This window comes from Paenibacillus pasadenensis DSM 19293, from assembly GCF_000422485.1.
Classification (GTDB): domain Bacteria; phylum Bacillota; class Bacilli; order Paenibacillales; family Paenibacillaceae; genus Paenibacillus_O; species Paenibacillus_O pasadenensis.
Genome location: NZ_KE383855.1, coordinates 89,591 through 108,799 on the forward strand (window position 1 = coordinate 89,591; position 19,209 = coordinate 108,799).

Here is a 19,209-nt window from a genome sequence, read left to right on the forward strand (position 1 = left end):
GCCCTACGCGCGGAAAAACCGCGTGTAGCGCACGCCGCCCGCGATGCCAATACAAAAAGCTGCCCGAACGATCCGGGCAGCATGGCCGTCCCCGGCGAGGGGGCGGCTTTTTTCTTTTGCCTGCGTCAAAAATCTACGCCTGCGCCGGCACCTGCGCCGGCTGCTCCGGAGCCTTGTGCCTGGCGATCGGCAGCATCGCCAGCGCGCCGAGCAGGAACAGCAGGCCCGAGCCGCTGTAGATGGCGACGAGCGGGAACGCGCTCTTCAGCACGCCGGCCAGCGACATCGACACGACCATCATGCCGATGAACAGCGGGTTGAGCACGCCGTTCACCCGCCCGACGATCGACGGCTGCGACCAGGTCAGGATCATCGTGCTGATGCCGATGTGGATGCACGGGAAGGCGAGGCCGTTGATGAACTGGGTGACGAGCGTCACCGGCACGCTCGTCGAGAAGCCGACGATGACCGTGCACACCGCGCTGAACAGCATGCCGGTGGCCAGCAGCAGCTGCGGAGGGATGCGCTTCGCGAACGCGGCGACGACGCCTCCGCCGATCAGCATCGCGACGCCGCTGACGACGAGCAGGTACTGGAGGAACTCTTTGTCCTGGCCGAGCCGCTCCGTCACGATGAACAGGTTGAGCGCCTGCGCCAGGCCGACGGCCAGGCCGGCGAGCAGGAAGGCGATGCCGAGCGTCCGCAGCACCGTGCTGCGCCAGACGTAGCGGAAGCCCTCGGCGAGCTCGCTCCAGAACTGTCCGCTCGCTCCGGCCTCGCGCGGCTGCACGAGATCCTTGGGCAGGCGGACGAGCACGAGCGCCGACAGCAGGAACGCCGTGCCCATGACGGCGATCGACGTCTCCAGGCCGAAGCGGCTGTAGACGAACGTGCCGAGCATCGGGCCGAGCACCATGAACGTCGCTTGCAGCGACTGGAACAGCGCCATGCCTTGCTGCATCTGGCTTTCCGGGACATGCTGCTTGAACAGACGCATGCCGGACGGCTGGGAAAACTGGGACAGGATGGCGGAGATGAAGGCGACCAGATAGATCGATTCCCAGCTGCCGTAATGGACGGCCAGCAGCACGACGAAGACGGATACGGCCGAGAGCAGGTCGCACCAGACCATCGTCCGCTTGGGCCGCCAGCGGTCGGCGAACGTGCCTCCGATGAACGAGAAGATGAAGATCGGGGCGAACTCGGCTACGCTGATGAGCGAGATGGCGATCGGATCGTCGTTGGTCTTTTCGGCGACGTAGAGCAGGATGGCGAAGTTGCGCACCCAGATGCCGATTTGCAGCGTCATGCTCGAGAGCAGGATCGTCTGCAGGAACCGGTTGCGGAAAAGGCTCGGCGAAGATGGTAGGTTCGTGGATGGAGCATCCATGGAATCAGCCCCTTTATGGATAGGAATGGGAAGAGGACGGCATGCGCCGGAGTCGATGCGAACCTCCGTTTCCCAGTATAACCTTATCGGGACTTCGCCTTTCAGGGGTAAAACATTTTTACCCAAACTATACCAGAAATGAAAAAAGGCGAGCTCATGGCGGGCTCGCCCGGCTGCATGCCGGAGCGCATCCTTGCGTCTGGTTCAGGTGCTCATCTCCCTGCTTGCGGAAGCTTGATCCATCATGCCTCCAGAGCGGCATTCTTTTAAAAACATTTATATGGAATATTTTTAAAAAAAACCGTAGATTAGGATAGGTTGGTGATTCGTAGAGGAGAGGCAGGACAGGGCGATGAAAAGAATAGTCACGAAGGGGTTAAGCGCATTCCTAGCGGCGGCAGTCCTATTGTCGGGAGGGGTTTCAGGACTCGGGGCAGCCGGCACGGCGCATGCCGAGAAAGCTCCGCAGGCAGAGGCATTGAAGCAGATCGGAACGATCCCGCTGGCAAACGAGCTGACGGACTGGGACTTGGACGAAGCGAGCGGAAAGCTGTATGCGGTCTCCAAGTCGACCAACACCTTGACCATTGTGGATACGGCCACGCAGAAGGTGGAAAAGGAGCTGACGGTCGGCTCCATGCCGTCGGATCTGGAGCGGTACGGCAACGAGCTGTATATCGCCTCCTCCGGAGCGACATCGATTCGGGTCGTAGACATGACGACGCAAACGCTCGCTTCGGTCATTGAAACGACGTACAGCCCTCTGCAGCTGGCTGTAACGTCGCAATATATATTCTATACAAGCGGCGGCTCGTGGAATACGGTCTATAAGCAGGACCGTTCCACGGGGGTTACGACCCGATTTGCAGAGTCGGTCTCCGACGCGGTCCTGAAGGCGGATGAGAGCCGTCGTCTGCTGTACATCGGCGAGACGGGGAGTACAGGCTCCAACCTGTCGTCCTATGAGTACGACACCGGAAGGAAGAGGAGCGAATCCACCTACAGAGGAGGGTATGGATTCGAGTTTCCAGCTCCGTACATCGGTCTTGACGGGGATGACGTCTTCTATGCAGGCTCGCGTCTGGATGCGCTCGACTTGACGTGGATCAAAGGCATGTACCCGAGATCAGGCAGCTACTCGTATCTGATGTCCAAGCTGTTGGACCAGAAAGGAGAGCTGATCCTGACCCAGCAAGGCCTGTACAGCCGGGATCGCTATCTGCAGCTGGCCGGATTCCCTGGAGACGTTTTCGCCGAGGCGGAGCGCGGACAGATCGGGGACGGCAGGATCTACGTGCAGAAAGGCCGGTGGGATGCCAAGAAAATTGAAGTCTACGAGCTGCCGGAGAAGCTGATGCAGCCTGAATTCAAGCTGCAGGCGGCATCCGGCTTCCACGCCGTGCCGAACGCCCCGCTGTCAAGCATCGTCTCGGACGAGACTTATCTCTATGGCGTGTCGAAGGACACAAACGAAGTCGTCAAGCTTTTGAAAAGCGACCTGTCGCTCGTGGAGAAGGCTTACGTCGGCTCCCAGCCCGCTCATCTGGAGCTGCAGGCCGGAAAGCTTTATGTGGCCTTCCATGGGGAAACCGCGATCGGCATCCTCGATGCATCTGCTCTTGGGAGCGGAGTGCAGCGGATCCGGACGTCGTCCAATCCGCAGCGGCTGCTTCCCGCAGGCTCCAAGCTTTTCTACTGGGGCGAGGAAATGAATGGAGAATTGCGCCTTGCAGGCAGCGGAACGAATCAGCCCGTCTTCGCCTATCCGAGCAATCCGTCCCAAGGCCAAGCGGTCTACGATGCGGCAAGCGGCAGCCTGTACGTCGCTACTTACAGCAAGATCAGCCGCTATGATGCAGCCACCCTGCAGGAGGTCTCCTCGACCTCCGTTGCTTTCTCCTCGGGCGACGGTCCCGTCCTGCAGGATGGGACGAGCCTCTATCTGGGCAACGTCAGGCGGAGCAAGAGCTCTCCTGCCCAGATTCTCGGAACCTATCCCGAACGGCCGCTTGCCGTGGGCAAGGAATTCGTCATCGGAAGAAAAGCGGTCTACGGCCGTGATTCGTACGCCAAGATCGCCGACCTGCCGTTCGAAGCCAAGGAAGCGCATGTCACTGCGGACGGAACGATCGTGCTGGCCACGGACAGCCGGACGTATCGGTTCGCGAATCTGGACGGGCTGGAAGAGTACGTCCAGACGATGCTCATGCCGAGCGATGTGCAGCTGGAGTACGGCTATTCCGACCCGACCGCATTCCAAGGCAAGCTGTATTTGACTCCTGGAAGAGATTCCGAGCTGGTGAGGGGCTATGCGGCGGAGCTGAGGGATGCATCCGGCAACACGCTGTCCTCCAACCTGTCGCTCTACTCGGAGGTCAAGCTGGAGGACGGCACGGTCGTCCTCAAGGCCAGCGTCCATGATGCTCCTGCTCAAGCGGTCTCCCTGGCCGTGTGGCCCCGCACGGACAACTATGACTGGAAGCCGCGCAAGCCGGTCGTGCTGCCTTTCTGGAATTTCCCTGGGGCATTCGCCAAGGAGTTCTCGCTGGCGGAGCTGCCGGCAAAGGACGGGGAGCTGGAAGGCACGTTGACTTGGAAGCCTGGCGTGGAAAGAACCGCCATGACTTACAAGCTGTACTGGATGGGAGAGGACGATCTGCTCGGCGAGGCGATCGCTTCCGTTCCGGGAGGCAAAGCCTCCTATAGCCTGAAAGTCGGCCCTGTGCGGATTCCGGACAAGGCGGTCGGCCTGGCTCTGGTCCAGAGCGGCGCGGATGGCGAGGCGCCTTTATATCAGTACCTCGTCCTGAGTCGTTTTGAAAGCTCGCCGCCAGACGCGCGCGATATCTCTTTGTACAAGTATCTGTACGCGAGCGACCGGGTAGAGGTCAGGAATCTGGCGGCCGGCGACATGATCCGCGTCTATCATTCGAATTACGCGCTCCTTGCCTCCGGCAAGCCCTCCTCGGGAAGCAGCTCCGTTTCTTTGGATACAGGCGACATGGGATCGCCAGGAGGCACGGTCTTCATTACGCGGACGAGCCAAGGCAAGCTGGAAAGCGAGCCTGTCGCCATGACCATTCCGGCGATGATCATAGATACCCCTGGCGGCGGCGTCAAGCCGACTGCGCCCCCGGCCGGCGGAGGCGGGGGCGGAGGCGGAGGCGGAGGCGGCATGATCGGCGGCGGCGGAGCGCCGGCGCCGAGTCCTACGCCAGCGCCGGCGAAGCTCGATGTCAAGGAAGAGACCGACGCGAATGGAGTCGTGACGGCGGTCATCGGCTTGAATGCGGCCTATGCGGCCGGCCAGCTCGCAGGGTCATCGGACGTCCGGGCCAAGAGCGAAAGCAAAGCCGGACAAATTGTTTTCCAAATCGAATCGGGAGCGGTCCAATCGGCCGCGCAGAAAAACGGCCGTCTGATTCTGGAAACATCGGTCGGAACCTGGACCGTTCCTGCCTCAGCCCTAGCCTCGCGCATGCCGGAAGCGAGCTCGCTGCGGCTGTCCATTTTCGTCCAGGATGCCTCGCTTGGCGCGGAGCTGCGCACATCCAATAAAGGCGCAATGCTAGGCTCTGTCGTCAAATTCGATCTGGCGGCAGTTCAGAAAGACGGGTCCGTCCAGGACTTGAACGACTATGGGCAGTACGTGGGGCATACCATCCTCGTTTCCGGCAGCACGCCTGCTTCTCAGATCGGAGGCTACCGGCTCAACCCGGAAACGAACCGGTTTGAACCGGTTCCCGTACGAGTCGACTCCGCTTCAGGCGGTGCGAACGTCACGATGTACAGCCTGAAGGACGGATTGTTCGCGGTCGTCAAGAAAGCATCGTCCTTCAAGGATGCGACGGGAAATGCGGCGTACGACTCCAGCATCCTGACGTTGACTGCGCGCGGCGTCTTGAACGGCTATTCGGACGGGACGTTCCGGCCGGACGGCAAGGTGACGCGGGCCGAATTCGCCGTCATGCTGAGCAAGGCGCTGGGCTTGTCGCCGTCCGCGAGCGGCGAAGCGGCGGCGGCCTTCAAGGATGTCGCTGCAGGAAGCTGGTACAGCGATGCCGTCAAGCTGGTCGCAAAGGCAGGCATCATCAACGGATACAGCGACGGCGCGTTCAAGCCGAACCAGACTATCACGCATCAGGAAATGATGGTCATGCTTGTCAAAGCGATGCAGTTCAGCGGCTACAAGCCCATGTCCGTAGACATGATCGCCACGCCGAGCCTCTCGCCATGGGCTGTAGAGTCCTATCGCCAGGCGATCGGCTCGAAATTGATTGGAACGGCGAACGACCCGTTCCATTTCGAAAGGAACGCATCAAGCAGCCGCAAAGAGAGCGCCTTGCTGCTTCAGCGTCTGCTGGGAGAAATCCGCTTCCAGTCCTGATCCTCTCCAGAAGCTGCAGCACGAAGGGCCTTCTTCCACCGTTCATGGTGGGAGAAGGCCCTTTTTTCGTCATCCGCCCAACTGCATATAAAAGCTCGTCTCCGCGCCCGGGACGCTTTTCGCGTAGAGGCGCCCTTTGTGCTGCTCAACGATCGAGCGCGCGATGGCGAGGCCGAGGCCGTACCCGCCCTGCTTGCGGGAGCGCGAGGCGTCGACGCGGTAGAAACGGTCGAAGATGCGCTCAAGATGCTCCTCGGGGATGCCCTCGCCGGTGTTCGTCACCTGCACCAGGCAATGGTGATGCTGCTTCTTGAGCGAGATCGCGATCCGTCCTTGCGGGCCGGCGTACTTGATCGCGTTGTCGAGCAGGATGAGCACGACCTGGCGGATCTGCTCGGCGCTGCCGACGGCGGTCAGCCCAGGCTCGATGTCATAGTCCAGCTCCAGCCGCCGCTCGTAGACGACCGCTTCCATCGTCAGGATGACGCTCTCCACCGTATCGCTCAGGTCGAACGGCACCTGCAGCGGCTGCTCGCGCGCGTCCTCCATTTCCGTCAGGTAAAGGAGGTCGTTCGTGAGCGTCTTCATGCGCTCGGTCTCCGACTTGATGCGCTGCAGCCACTTGGCCTGGCTGTCGATCGTCTCGGAGCCGCTCGCCAGCAGCACGTCCGCGTTCGTGTTGATGACCGCAAGCGGCGTCTTGAGCTCATGCGAGGCGTCGGCGATGAAGCGCCGCTGCTTCTCGAACGCCTCCCGCACCGGCTCGATCGAGCGCCCGGCGAAATAGCGGCTGGCGAGGAAGATGGCGGCGAACATGACGAGCGCGACGGCGGTGAACGTGTAGATCAGATTCGTCAGGATCGTCTGCTGCGCGCTCACGTCGAGATAGACGATGGAGTAGCCTGTGCCGTCCGGGCGCTGCTGCACGCTGTACGCCCAGCGGGTCCCGTCGAGGGTGAAGCGGCCGTTTTCGACCGGATTCGCGACCGCTTCGTCCTTGGCCTGCTCGTAAAAGTCGTCCTCCATATCGAAGCGGGTCGACTTGGAGAGCAGGTTCCACTCGCTGTCGGTCTGCAGCGCGAACGAGACGGAGCGCTCCGGCGGCGGCTCCATGCGTCCGCCGGGCTGGAACGGCCGGAAGCCGCCGCCTTTTCCCCCGTCCTGATGCGGTCCGGCGCCTGGCCCGCCCAGATCGTTGCGGTAATAGTCCGCCACGCGCAGCAGCTCCAGGCGGATGTCCTGGTTGATGTTCTGCACGGTGATGCCGTAGATCGCGCCGAAGGCGGCGAGCATGAGGATCGAGAACAGGCCCAGGTTCAGCAGCAGGAACCGGTTGCGCAGCCGCCGGAACATCATGTCCCCTCCTCCAGCACGTAGCCGACGCCGCGGATCGTGGCGATGCGCGCCTTCGCCTTGAGGAAGGCCAGCTTCTTGCGCAGGAAGCTGACGTATACCTCGACGTTGTTCGGCTCTGCGTCGGAGTCGAAGCCCCACAGCTTCTCGATGATCTGCTCCTTGCTCGTGACCGCCGCGCGGCGCGTCATGAGCAGCTCCAGCAGCTCGCTTTCCTTCAAGATCAGCTTGAGCTCCTTGCCCCCGCAGCTCAGCTTGAGCGTCTGCGGGCTCAGCTCGATGTCGCCGAAGCGCAGCCCCTCCTCCGGCAAAACCTCGCCCTTGCGCCTCAGCGCCGCGCGGATGCGCGCGAGCAGCTCGCCGGTATCGAACGGCTTGGCGATATAGTCGTCGGCTCCCGTATCGAGGCCGGCGATCTTGTCGGCCGTCTCGCCCTTGGCCGTCAGCAGGATGACCGGCGTCGCGACGCCTTCGGCGCGGAGCGCCCGCAGCGCCGAGATTCCGTCGCGCTCCGGCAGCATGATGTCCAGCAGCACGAGATCGTAGATGCCGCTGAGCGCGTGGTCGAGACCTTCCTCGCCGTCATGCGCCAGATCGACCGAATAATGATGCTTGCGCAGCACCTGGGCGAGCGCTTCGGCGAGATTCGTCTCGTCCTCCACGATCAGAATCCTCATCGCAATCCCTCCTATCGCCTGCGGACCCGGACGCTCCCGGTCCCGCTTCGTTTCTCTTGTTCCCTTGCGCTTATTTTAAGAAGCGAACCTTTAGCCAACCTTAACCGGCGGCCTGCACGCCCTAAGTGTAGCATGTCCGGCGGGGTTTAAGCTTCGCTAAAGGTTGACCCTCTAAGCTGAAGCCAGCACGACGGGGACGCCCGCCGATACGACAGCCGAAAGGGGCGATGGGATCATGGCGATCGAGGTGTTCAACCGGTACGAGAACAAGTACCTGATGGATGCGAAAGCCTTCTATGACCTGTACAACCGCCTGATGGAGCATATGCAGCTGGACGAGTTCAACCGGAACGACAAGTTCTATGCCATCAGCAACCTGTATTACGACACGGAGCAGCACACGCTCATCCGCACGAGCCTGGCCAAGCCGAAGTACCGCGAGAAGCTGCGCATCCGCGCTTACGGCGTGCCGGGGCCGGACGCCAAGGTGTATCTGGAGCTGAAGAAAAAGGTGAGCGGACTCGTCAACAAGCGCCGGACTGCGATGCGGCTCGGCGAGGCGTACGGCTTCGCCCGGAGCGGCGTGCCGCCCGAGTGGCGCGAAGGCATGAACCGGCAGGTGATGAGCGAGATCGAATACTTTCTCAGCCGCTACGAGCTGCGGCCGATGGCCTATCTCGCCTACGACCGCATCGCGCTGTTCAGCAAGGAAAGCCGCGACCTGCGCATCACGTTCGACACGAACATCCGCTCCCGGCGGCATGACCTGCGGCTGGAGGCCGGCGATTACGGCGAGCCGCTGCTGGAGCGGGGACAATGGCTCATGGAAGTGAAGGCGGAGAAGACCGTTCCGGTCTGGCTGTCGCGGCTGCTCTCGGAGCTCGGCCTGTACCGGACCGGCTTCAGCAAGTACGGCAACGAATACAAGAAGAACATCCGCGGCGCAGGGGCGCCCGTCATCGAAAGGGAGAGAATCGTCCTATGATCGAATCCATCTTCGGCACCGCCGCTGCCGGCGAGTCCGCGCTCACGCTCGGCCATGCGCTGCTGACGCTCGGCGTCGCGATCGGGCTCGGCCTGCTCATCAGCCTGACCTATATGAGGACGCAGCCGGCGTACAGCCCGAGCTTCACGCTGACGATGATCGTGCTGCCGACGATCGTCGCCATCATCATCCTGCTCATCGGCAGCAACATCGCCCGGGCGTTCAGCCTGGCCGGAGCGTTCTCGATCATCCGCTTCCGCAGCGCCCCCGGCGACGCCAAGGACATTTCCTATGTGCTGTTCTCGATGGCGGCCGGCCTCGCCTGCGGCGTCGGGGCTTTCGGCTATGCGGTCCTGTTCACGATCGTGCTCTGCGTGCTGATGCTCGTGCTGAAGGCGGTCAAGTTCGGCGCGAGCCGCCCGGCGATGAAGACGCTCAAGGTGACGATACCCGAGAGCCTCGGCTATGAGGAGGCGTTCGCCGAGGTGTTCCGCCTGCATCAGGTCGGGTACGAGCTGAAGCGGGTGCGCACGACCGAGCTCGGCAGCTTGTATGAAGTGATGTACTCGGTCCAGATGGGGCCGCAGACGAACCAGAAGGAGTTTCTCGACGCGCTCCGCGTCCGCAACGGCAATCTCGACATTACGCTGACGATGAGTCCCGTCGTGCAGGAGTATTGAATTCAGAGAGAGGATGATGATGATGAAGACCAACCTATCGGCTAAAATGGCCGGCCTCGTCCTGCTGTCCGCCATCCTGGCGGCCGGCTGCAGCGACGGAGCGGCGGACACGGCTGCGGAGGCCGCAGCCACAGGGAGCGAGTCCGCGGCTGACGCCTCGGCGGAAAGCGCGGCGGCTGCCGCCAAGCTGGCGAGCGTCAAGCTGAGCGATATCGCGTCCTATGACGAGGATGACCTGGCGGTCGAGTGGGACGCTTCGGCCGCGACGACGATCACGCTGAGCGGCGCGGGCGCCAGCGTCGACGGTGCCGGGGCAAGCGTGGACGGCGGCATCGTCACGATCTCGGCCGCCGGCACCTATGCAGTCAGCGGCTCGCTGACGGACGGCCGCATCGTCGTGGACAGCGCGGACGAGGGCGCCGTGCGTCTCGTGCTGGGCGGAGCGGAGGTGTCGAGCTCCAGCGGTCCGGCGATCTGGGTCAAGCAGGCCGGCAAAACCGTGCTGACGCTGCAGGAGGGCACGTCGAACCGGCTGGCCGACGGCGCGGCCTATGCCGAGCAGGACGAGGACGGCGAGCCGTCGGGGGCGGTGTTCAGCAAGGACGACCTGACGATCAACGGCGCGGGCAAGCTGTCCGTGACGGCCCGTTTCAACGACGGCATCGTCGGCAAGGACGAGCTCAAGATCGTCAGCGGCACGATCGACGTGACCGCCAAGGACGACGGCATCGTCGGCCGCGACCTGCTGGCGGTGAAGGATGCCGTCCTGACGGTGAAAGCGGGCGGCGACGGCTTCAAGTCGACGAACGACGGCGAGGAAGGCAAAGGCTATGTGGCGCTGGAGGGCGGCACGTATGACGTGGCCTCGGGCAGCGACGGCTTCCAGGCGGCGAGCTCGCTGCTCGTCGGCGGCGGCACATACCGCATCGTCAGCGGAGGCGGCAGCGCCGAGGCGGAGCCGCATCAGGAGGAGGGCTTCGGCTTCGGCGGCATGGGGCAGCGCCAGCAAGGCGGAGCCGGAGAGGGTACGGGGAACGGGGCAGTCACAGGTACGGACACAGGCGTGCAAAATGGAACGGGCGACGCGGGCTCGGAGGGCGGCGGCTCGGCCGGCTCGGCCGTCGGCACGGAGACCGATGCGGAATCCGGCAGCGCCAAGGCGTTCAAGGCGACCGTCGGCATCTCCATCGCGGACGGCGACTTCGACATCGACGCCAAGGACGATGCGGTCCATAGCAATGGCGCGGTCGCAATTAGCGGCGGCCAGCTGGCGATCCGCACCGGCGACGACGCGGTCCATGCCGACGCCTCGCTCGCGATCAGCGGCGGCATGATCAACATCGCCGCCAGCTACGAAGGCTTGGAGAGCGCCGACATCGCCATCAGCGGCGGCGAGATCCATGTCGTCGCCAGCGACGACGGGGTCAATGCCTCGGAAGGCAGCGCGGAGGAGACGGCCGCATCACCGACAGGCACGGCGGGACAAGGTCAAGCGCCGGCTGAGGAGCAGGGCGCCGCCGATGGCGCATCCGGACAGGGCCAAGGCGGTCCGGGCGGCGAGCCAGGAGGCCAAGGTGGCGGCCCGGGCGGCGGCTTCGGCGCGGCGGGCAAGGCGCGGCTCGCGATCAGCGGCGGCTATCTCGTCGTCGACGCGGAAGGCGACGGACTCGATTCCAACGGCTCGATCGCGATGTCCGGCGGCACCGTCATCGTGAACGGCCCGACGAACGGCGGCAACGGCAGCTTGGATTACGACGGAACGTTCGAGCAATCGGGCGGACTGCTCATCGCCGCCGGCAGCTCCGGCATGGCGCAAGCTCCGTCGGACACCTCTTCCCAGCGCTCCGTATCGATGACGTTCCCGTCGGCTCTCGCGGCCGGCACGCTCGTGACGCTGGCGGATGAATCGGGCACGCCGCTGGTGAGCTTCGAGACGTCCAAGACGATCCAGAACATCGTCATCGCCTCGCCGAAGCTGGAGTCCGGCAGAACCTACAGCTTCTATACGGGCGGGACGTCCGGCGCCGCAGCGAAGGACGGCCTGTACGAGGGCGGCTCGCTCAGCGGCGGCATGGAGGTCGTAAGCTTCGAGCTCGGCGATTCGGCTGTCACCTATGTCGATGAATCGGGCGTCACGACCGGCGGCGGAGGCATGGGCGGAGGCCGCGGCGGCTTCGGCGGCCAAGGCGGAGGGCGCGGTCAAGGCGGCATGACGCCTCCCGATGGCCAAGGCTTCGCCCCGCCGGACGGTGCTCCAGGCGAGCCTCCTGCGCAGGGGGACGGTCCCGGCAGCACGACGCCGGGCGACAGCTCCGCTCCGGGCGCGGCCGGCTCGGCTTCCGGCGCGGCCGGCGCCGAGAGCGGCGCGTAGCCTCTTTCGCATCCGGAGCGTGCGAGCCTCCCTTGGAATTGGCGCGTGCGGCATGGAAGCCCCAGGCAGGCGATAGCCTGCCCGATCCAGCCAACTAAAAGGCCGGCGAAGCTCGATGCCAGGCATGCGGGAAGCCGCCCTCCACTACGTCGCAGGACGGGGTGGAGGGCGGCTCTGCTTTTGCTTAAACGTGCAAGAATCCCTCTTTTCCAATCGCAACGAAAGGTGTAAAGTAAAGAAGAATGGAAACAAAGAAAATGAGAAAAAAGGAAAATGGGGTATACTATGGCAATTGCAAATGAGGTGATGAACGGTATGGAATGGAAGCGTGCGCGAGTCTCGCCGAAGCGCCAAGTAACGATACCTCAAAAGTTGTTCGAACAGGCGGGCATCCAGGATGAAGTCGAATTCAGCATCAAAGGCAGCCACATCATCATTCGGCCCGTGCGTGAACAGGCTGGGAACGACTATTATGCCGATTTGATTCTTGCCGATCTCATTCAGGAAGGTTATGTCGGTTCCGAATTGCTCTCTAAATTCCGCGAGAAGCAGCAGGCTTTGAAAGCCGCCGTCAAAACCATGATTTCCGAATCCCAGGATGCCGCTCGCCACTTCGAAGGCTCCGACCGAACGGAAGCCATCTTCGGCGATGTGATGGAGGATTAGATGCTTCCCGTCATCTATCTTGGTCCTGCGGAACGCTACTTCAAAAAGCTCGTCGAGAAGCCGCTGAAGCGTGCGTACTTCGATGCGATTCTCGCCATTCGTCATGATCCATCAATCGGGGAACGAAAGACCGGGGATCTTTCGGGCTTATTCGGCTACGATGTCTCTTATAAGGAAACAAATTATGAGATCGCGTACCGTGTCGAAGAGAACGAGGAAGGAGAACTGGTCGTCATTATCCTGGCTGGTTCTAGGGAAAACTTTTACTATCAGCTGAAAAGATGCTTGAAGTAGGACAAACGAAAGGAGCCGTCTCTGAGACGGCTCCTTTTTTGATATCTTTTCAGGCTGCTGAGACTGTGGGAAAAATAGGATCATGGAAACGAACCTCTTAAAGCGGGTATTGCATGCGGCCGTAATGAATTCAAGCTGGCGGTGTGCGAGCGTTCGTCGGCATCAGCGCGTCCTAACGTCATTTTTGCCTTTAGGGAGCGCGGTTCGTCGGTATGAGCGCGTCCTAACGTCATTTTTGCCTTTAGGGAGCGCGGTTCGTCGGCATGAGCGCGTCCTAACGTCATTTTTGCCTTTAAGGAGCGCGGTTCGGGGGCCTTCGCTCTCTGCAGAAGCCAGAAGCGAAACGGAGTCCGTGTGGAAGAAGAAAGCGGCAGCGCTTTTTTCCTTGATGGACTTCGAATTCGCCTAGGAACAATATCCCCCCTAGGGCGTGTTTGCAAACCCGCTCAGGGGCATCTATCACCGCCTTTTTGCCCCCTGCTTCGTCACGCAGGGATCAAAAATTCGGCCCCATCTGCTTCCTTCGGGGTATGCAAACACGCCCTGGCGAATCCGCCTCCGGCCGCTACTTCATCCGCACGCGGAGCCCCGCGGCGGCGAAGGCGTCGAGCAGCGCGACCGCCGCGTCGACCTCGTCCGGGCCGTGGATCTCGAGCGTGTAGCATTCGTCCCGCACCAGCGTGACGGTGAGGCCGAGGATGCTTTTGACGTCGATGCAGCGGCCGCCCGCATGCAGCACGATGCTGGACTCGAAGCCCGACGCCGTACGGTTGATGTCGATAATTTCCTTCGTTCCGATTCCGCTCATGCTTCATTCCTCCTGATGGCCTCTCGGGCCGAGTAACGAGAACGTTTTATGCCGCCCGCCTCATCCAAACAGCTGCTGAGCGGCGAACACGGTCGCCGCCACGGTCAGCGAGCTGAGCAGCGTCGTCAGCAGCACCGCCTCGGCGGCGTAGTCGGGATCGTTGCCGTGCTCCATGGCGAACTGCGCCATATTGCGCGAGCATGGGAACGAGCCGGCGATGAGCAGCGCCTGCGCGGTCACGCCGTCCAGGCCGAGCGCGAGGATGAGCGCCAGCGCCAGCGCCGGAGAGATCAGCAGCCGGCCGGCCGCCGTCAGCAGCAGCGGCAGCGACGGGCGCCGCAGCCGCAGCCCGGCGATCTGGGCGCCGAGCGTGAACAGCGCCACCGCCAGAAAGGCGGACGCGACCGTGTCGATCGGCCGCCAGATGAAATCCGGCAGCCGCAGCCCCGTCGCCTGCAGCGCGATGCCGGCGAGCATCGCAAGCACGATCGGGTTCAGCGCCAGTCCGCGCAGCGCGCGCCAGCCCGGCGTTTCCACCCGCATCGCGTTGAACAGGCCGTACGTGTTCGTGACGAGCGTCTGGAACAGCGTGACGATGACCTGGATGGACATCCCGACCGGCTGCGTAGCGAAGACGAGCTGGCTGACCGGCAGGCCGAAGTTGCCCGAGTTGAACAGGACGATGCTGTTGCGGAACGTCGAGGCGGTGCGCGCCTCCAGCCGCAGCCAGCGCGCGGCCGCTTCCGCGGCGAGCATCAGCAGGCCGTTCTGCAGCAGCAGGAACAGCGCGACCTGCAGCACGAGCGCGGCCTCGAACCGCGCCTCGTACAGATTCGCGAACACGAGCGCCGGCAGCAGCACGCTGCCCGTCAGCCGCGACAGCGTGCGCGGATCGAAGCGCAGCCGGCGATGGAGCAGCGCGCCGAGACCGAGCAGCGCGAACACGGGGAAGATGACCTGCAGCAGGATGAGCAGAAAGACGCCCATGACGGCGGATCAGCGGAAGTCGCGCGGAATGCGGCGGGCGACGCCGGTGTCGATCGCCGCCTGGATGACGGCCGTCCGCACGCGCTGCACGACTTCCTCGTTGAACACGCTCGGGATGATGTAGGACTCGCTGAGCTCCTCCTCGCTGACGGAGCTTGCGATCGCCTCGGCCGCGGCCAGCTTCATCGGCTCGTTGATGGAGCGCGCCCGGCACTCCAGCGCCCCGCGGAAGATGCCGGGGAAGCAGAGCACGTTGTTGATCTGGTTCGGATAATCGCTCCGCCCGGTCGCCATGACGCGCACGTACGGCTCCGCCAGCTCCGGCTCGATCTCCGGCTCGGGGTTCGCCATCGCGAACACGATCGGATCGCGGGCCATCCGCTGCAGATGCTCCACCTTCAGCACGCCCGGTCCCGATACGCCGAGGAAGATGTCGGCGCCGGCGATGGCCTCGTCCAGCCCGCCGCTCTCGCCATGCGGATTGCTGTGCTCGGCGAGCCAGCTCCACATCGGATTGTCGTAGGCCTCGCCCGCGCGGATCGCCCCGTGCCGGTCGACGCAGACGACGTTGCGGAAGCCTGCGGCGAGCAGCATCTTGGCGCAGGCGACGCCCGCCGCGCCGATGCCGACGATGACCAGCTTGACGTCCTCGCGCCGCTTGCCGACGATCTTGAGCGCGTTGAGCATGCCCGCCAGCATGACGACGGCGGTGCCGTGCTGGTCGTCGTGGAACACGGGGATGTCGAGCTCCTCCTTGAGCCGCTCCTCGATCTCGAAGCAGCGCGGTGAGCTGATGTCCTCGAGGTTGATGCCGCCGAAGCCCGGCGCGATGTTCTTGATCGTGCGGATGATGTCCTCTGTGTCGGTCGTGTCCAGGCAGATCGGGAATCCGTCCACGCCGGCGAACTGCTTGAACAGCATCGCCTTGCCCTCCATGACCGGCATCGCGCCGTACGGCCCGATGTCGCCGAGGCCGAGCACCGCGGTGCCGTCGCTGACGATGGCGACCGTATTGCGCTTGATCGTCAGCGAGAACGCCTTGGACTCGTCCTCATGGATCGCCCGGCACACCTTGGCGACGCCCGGCGTGTACACATGGGACAGCTCCTCCCGGTTTTTGACCGCGATGCGGGGCGTCACCTCGATCTTGCCGCCGAGATGGACGAGGAACGTGCGGTCGGAGACGTTGACGACCTTGAGGCCCTGCAGCGAGGACAGATGGGAGACGAGCGCTTCGCGGCGCTCGTCCGGCACGTGGACGGTGATGTCGCGGATCGCCGTCTCCGGCGACGAGCGGATGACGTCGGTGGCGACGATGTCGCCGCCGCAGGCGCCGATCGTCACCGCCACCTCGCCGAACGAGATGGCGGACTTGCGGATTTCCAATCGGATGATGATGGTCGAGCTGGATGCCATGGCGGATCTTCCTTTCCGGTCGGACGGGGATGAGGAAAGGGAGCGTCGCCGCTCCCCTCCTTACGCTTCTTCGTTGATGATCACTTTTTTGCCGCGCAGCTTGAGCAGCAGCGGCACGAGCAGCCACAGGACGGCGACGAGGAGGAAGGCGAGCGAGATCGGCTTCGTCAGGAAGATGCTGAAGTCGCCGTTCGACGCCGTGAGCGCGCGCCGCATGTTGTTCTCGATCATCGGCCCGAGCACGAGGCCGAGCACGAGCGGAGCGAGCGGATAGTCGTTCTGCGCCAGGAAGTAGCCGGCGATGCCGCAGCCGATGAGCAGCAGCAGGTCGAACGTCGTGTACTGCACCGCGTAGACGCCGAACACGGAGATGGCGATGATGATCGGCAGCAGGTACTTCGGCGGCGTCTCGATGATCTTGGCGAACACCTTGACGAGCGGCATGTTGAGCACGAGCAGCATCAGGTTGCCGATGAACATGCTTGCGATCAGCCCCCAGGCGACGCCCGGATGGTCCTCGAACAGGAGCGGGCCCGGCTGCACGTTGTACATGATGAGCGCGCCCATGAGGATCGCGGTCGTGCCGGAGCCGGGGATGCCGAGCGTGAGCAGCGGGATCATCGCCCCGCCGGAGGCCGCGTTGTTGGCCGACTCGGGCGCGGCGACGCCGGCGATGGCGCCCTTGCCGAACTTCTCGGGATTGCGGCTGAGCTTCTTTTCCATGATGTAGCTGAAAAAGGAGGCGAGCGTCGCGCCGGCGCCCGGCAGCACGCCGATGAAAAAGCCGAGCAGCGAGCCGCGCGCGATCGGGCCTGCGCTTTCCTTGAGATCCTGGCGGGTCGGCAGCACGCGGCCGACCTTGATGATCTCGCCTCCGCCATAGTCGCGGTGCAGCACCGTCTTGAACACCTCGCCGAGAGCGAACAGGCCGACGGCTACGGTGAGGAATTCCAGCCCGGAGTACAGCACCGGCACGTTGTAGGTGAAGCGGGCGACGCCGGAGACGTTGTCCATGCCGATCGTCGCGAGCAGCAGGCCGAGCACGGTCATGATCAGCGCCTTGGTCATCGACTTGCCGGCGAGGCCGCTGACGGCGGCGAGGCCGAGCAGCATGAGCGAGAAATATTCCGCCGGACCGAACTTGATCGCCACCTCGGACAGCGGCTTCGCCAGCAGCACGAGCGCGACGAGCGCCACGATGCCGGCGACGAACGAGCCGATCGCCGCGATCGAGAGCGCCGCTCCCGCCCGGCCCTGGCGGGCCATCTGGTAGCCGTCGAGCGTCGTCACGACGGACGAGGACTCGCCCGGCGTGTTGAGCAGGATCGACGTCGTCGAGCCGCCGTACATCGCGCCGTAGTAGACGCCGGCGAGCAGGATGATCGCGCTCGTGGCGGCGGACGCCGGATCCTGCCCGCTCGTCAGCGTCGCCGTGACCGGGATGAGCAGCGCCACGCCGCTCATCGGGCCGATGCCGGGCAGGACGCCGACCGCCGTGCCGATGAGCACGCCGACGAAGGCGAACAGCAGGTTTTGCCATTGCAGGGCCGAAGCGAAGCCGTCGGCAAGGAATTGCAGCGTTTCCATGGGGACAGCCTCCTTCTACCCGAGATTCATCCAGGAGGGAAAGCCGGGCAGAGTGCCCTCCAGGACTTGGACGAACAAATAATAGACGCCGAACGAAAACAGCGCGGACACGAGCAGCGAGACGAGCCATCGGCCCCGCTCGATGACCTGGAAGCCGAGCAGGAGGAAGAGGAACGTGCCAAGCACGTATCCGATGTCCTCCAGGAAGTACGCGTACAGGAGCGCGGCGCCGACGAGGATGCCGAAGCGCTTGTAGTCGAGTCTCGGCTTCTCGCCGCTTGCCGCGTCCGTCATCCGGCCGCGGAGCGTCTCATAGAGCAGCCGCGCGCTCAGCAGGATGAGCAGGATGCCGAGCCCCATCGGAAAGATATCCGGACCGACGTTGCTGCCGTAGGAGCTCTCGCCGATCTTGCGGCTTTCCCAGACGAAGGCTGCGCCGACCAGCAGGAACGCGACGCCGGCGTACCGGTCGAAGATGCGGTTCATGATGCCTCACCTCGCAAGAATGGAATCGAAATCAATCGGAAATACTCGGTGTTACTTAGCCATGCCGAGCGCGGTCAGCAGCTCTTGAATCATCTTTTCCTGCTCGCCGAGGAACGCGGCGAAGTCGTCGGAGCCTTTGAATTCCGGCTCCCAGGCATTGGCCGCAAGCTCTTTCTTCCACGCGTCCGAGTCGTTCAGCGCCTGCAGCTTCTCGGCCCAGTACGCCTTCTGGTCGTCGGTCATTTCCTTCGGTCCGAACACGCCGCGCCAGATCGTGAACTCGGCGTCGATGCCGGACTCCTTGAGCGTCGGCACGTCCTTGAAGTCGCCGCCGAGGCGTTCCGGGGACGTGATGCCGAGCACGCGCACCTTGCCGGCCTTGAGGTACTCCGACGCGCTGGAGATGTCGGTGCCGATGGCGTCGGCGTTGCCGCCGAGCAGCGCCGCGATCGCTTCGCCGCCGCCGTCGTAGGAGACGTACTTGACCGCCTTCGGGTCGATGCCGGCCTTATAGGCGGGCAGCACCGTGATGAGATGGTCCATCGAGCCCGGAGCCGAGCCGCCGGCGACCGTCACCTTCGTTGGATCCGCTTTCAGATCGGCCATCAGCGACTGGATGTCGGCATGCTTGGAGTCGGCCCGCACGACGATCGCGCCGTAATCCTTGGTCAGCTGGGCGAGCGGCGTCGCGTCCTTGTAGCCGTAAGGGCTGTTGCCTTCCTTCTTGAGGTTGTTGATGAGGATCGGCGGCGAGCTGACGAACAGCCGATACGGGTTCTTCTTGTCCTGCGTGGCGTATTCGGCCATGAATACGGCGCCGCCGCCTCCGGGCTTGTTCTCGACGGTCATCGTCTTGTCGACGAGCTTGGTCTCGCCGAGCACCTTCGTCAGCGAGCGGGCGGTCTTGTCCCAGCCGCCTCCGGCTCCGGACGGAGCGACGACGACGATCGGCTTGGACGGATACGAGCCCGAGCCTCCGGAGCCGCCTCCCTCTCCGCATGCCGTCAGCGCGGACATTGCCGCTGCGGCCGCCAGCGCGGCGACGACCGGTTTCCATTTCCACGAATTGAATTTCATGACGCTTCCCCCTTGTGGTATAGTACGGATACTTCGATCTAGCGC

15 protein-coding genes are annotated in these 19,209 nt (G+C 63.6%); 6 read left to right on the forward strand and 9 right to left on the reverse strand.

Annotation, left to right across the window (positions count from 1 at the left end; translation table 11 throughout):
* Positions 1-133: 133 nt before the first annotated feature.
* Positions 134-1,390, reverse strand: a complete 1,257-nt coding sequence (locus H582_RS0121480) for an MFS transporter (protein WP_028600185.1) — start codon at positions 1,388-1,390, stop codon at positions 134-136.
* Between the two features lie 478 nt (positions 1,391-1,868).
* On the opposite strand from H582_RS0121480, the gene H582_RS0121485 reads away from it, so the two are divergent.
* A complete protein-coding gene (locus tag H582_RS0121485; RefSeq protein ID WP_127464531.1) occupies positions 1,869-5,777 on the forward strand; it encodes an S-layer homology domain-containing protein in 3,909 nt (1,302 codons plus the stop codon).
* A 69-nt stretch (positions 5,778-5,846) separates the two neighbouring features.
* Here H582_RS0121485 and H582_RS0121490 read toward each other — a convergent pair whose 3' ends face one another.
* The gene (locus tag H582_RS0121490) at positions 5,847-7,133 is read right to left on the reverse strand and encodes a sensor histidine kinase (protein ID WP_307719989.1); all 1,287 of its coding nucleotides are present in this window, start codon (positions 7,131-7,133) and stop codon (positions 5,847-5,849) included.
* Positions 7,130-7,807, reverse strand: a complete 678-nt coding sequence (locus tag H582_RS0121495; RefSeq protein WP_028600188.1) for a response regulator transcription factor — start codon at positions 7,805-7,807, stop codon at positions 7,130-7,132. The genes H582_RS0121490 and H582_RS0121495 overlap by 4 nt, the downstream gene beginning before the upstream one ends.
* A 235-nt stretch (positions 7,808-8,042) precedes the next feature.
* Between H582_RS0121495 and H582_RS0121500 the strand changes: the two genes are divergently transcribed.
* The 5 genes from H582_RS0121500 to H582_RS0121520 all read left to right on the forward strand — a co-directional run bounded on the left by H582_RS0121500 (position 8,043) and on the right by H582_RS0121520 (position 12,803).
* Entirely contained in the window at positions 8,043-8,792 is a 750-nt protein-coding gene (locus H582_RS0121500; RefSeq protein ID WP_028600189.1) for a polyphosphate polymerase domain-containing protein, read from the forward strand.
* Positions 8,789-9,472 (forward strand): DUF4956 domain-containing protein, encoded by a 684-nt coding sequence (locus H582_RS0121505; protein ID WP_028600190.1) that lies wholly within the window; start codon positions 8,789-8,791, stop codon positions 9,470-9,472. The genes H582_RS0121500 and H582_RS0121505 overlap by 4 nt, the downstream gene beginning before the upstream one ends.
* 22 nt (positions 9,473-9,494) lie before the next feature.
* The gene (locus H582_RS28890; RefSeq protein WP_084137519.1) at positions 9,495-11,843 is read left to right on the forward strand and encodes a carbohydrate-binding domain-containing protein; all 2,349 of its coding nucleotides are present in this window, start codon (positions 9,495-9,497) and stop codon (positions 11,841-11,843) included.
* 285 nt (positions 11,844-12,128) lie between these two features.
* Positions 12,129-12,509, forward strand: coding sequence for an AbrB/MazE/SpoVT family DNA-binding domain-containing protein (locus H582_RS28895; RefSeq protein WP_043111725.1), 381 nt, complete (start codon positions 12,129-12,131; stop codon positions 12,507-12,509).
* Positions 12,510-12,803 (forward strand): type II toxin-antitoxin system RelE/ParE family toxin, encoded by a 294-nt coding sequence (locus tag H582_RS0121520; protein WP_028600191.1) that lies wholly within the window; start codon positions 12,510-12,512, stop codon positions 12,801-12,803.
* Between the two features lie 565 nt (positions 12,804-13,368).
* Here H582_RS0121520 and H582_RS0121525 read toward each other — a convergent pair.
* The 6 genes from H582_RS0121525 to H582_RS0121550 are packed head-to-tail and all read right to left on the reverse strand — an operon-like array spanning position 13,369 to position 19,164.
* Positions 13,369-13,611 carry an HPr family phosphocarrier protein gene (locus H582_RS0121525; RefSeq protein ID WP_028600192.1) on the reverse strand — a complete coding sequence of 81 codons (243 nt, stop codon included), beginning with the start codon at positions 13,609-13,611 and terminating at the stop codon, positions 13,369-13,371.
* 60 nt (positions 13,612-13,671) lie between these two features.
* Positions 13,672-14,598, reverse strand: a complete 927-nt coding sequence (locus H582_RS0121530) for an AEC family transporter (protein ID WP_028600193.1) — start codon at positions 14,596-14,598, stop codon at positions 13,672-13,674.
* A 9-nt stretch (positions 14,599-14,607) separates the two neighbouring features.
* The gene (locus H582_RS0121535) at positions 14,608-16,014 is read right to left on the reverse strand and encodes an NAD-dependent malic enzyme (RefSeq protein WP_028600194.1); all 1,407 of its coding nucleotides are present in this window, start codon (positions 16,012-16,014) and stop codon (positions 14,608-14,610) included.
* Positions 16,015-16,074: 60 nt separating this feature from the next.
* Complete coding sequence (locus tag H582_RS0121540; RefSeq protein ID WP_028600195.1) at positions 16,075-17,601, reverse strand: tripartite tricarboxylate transporter permease; 1,527 nt, start codon at positions 17,599-17,601, stop codon at positions 16,075-16,077.
* A gap of 15 nt (positions 17,602-17,616) precedes the next feature.
* On the reverse strand, positions 17,617-18,087 hold the full coding sequence (locus tag H582_RS0121545) for a tripartite tricarboxylate transporter TctB family protein (protein WP_028600196.1): 471 nt from the start codon (positions 18,085-18,087) through the stop codon (positions 17,617-17,619).
* Between the two features lie 51 nt (positions 18,088-18,138).
* A complete protein-coding gene (locus H582_RS0121550; RefSeq protein ID WP_028600197.1) occupies positions 18,139-19,164 on the reverse strand; it encodes a tripartite tricarboxylate transporter substrate binding protein in 1,026 nt (341 codons plus the stop codon).
* Positions 19,165-19,209: the final 45 nt, after the last annotated feature.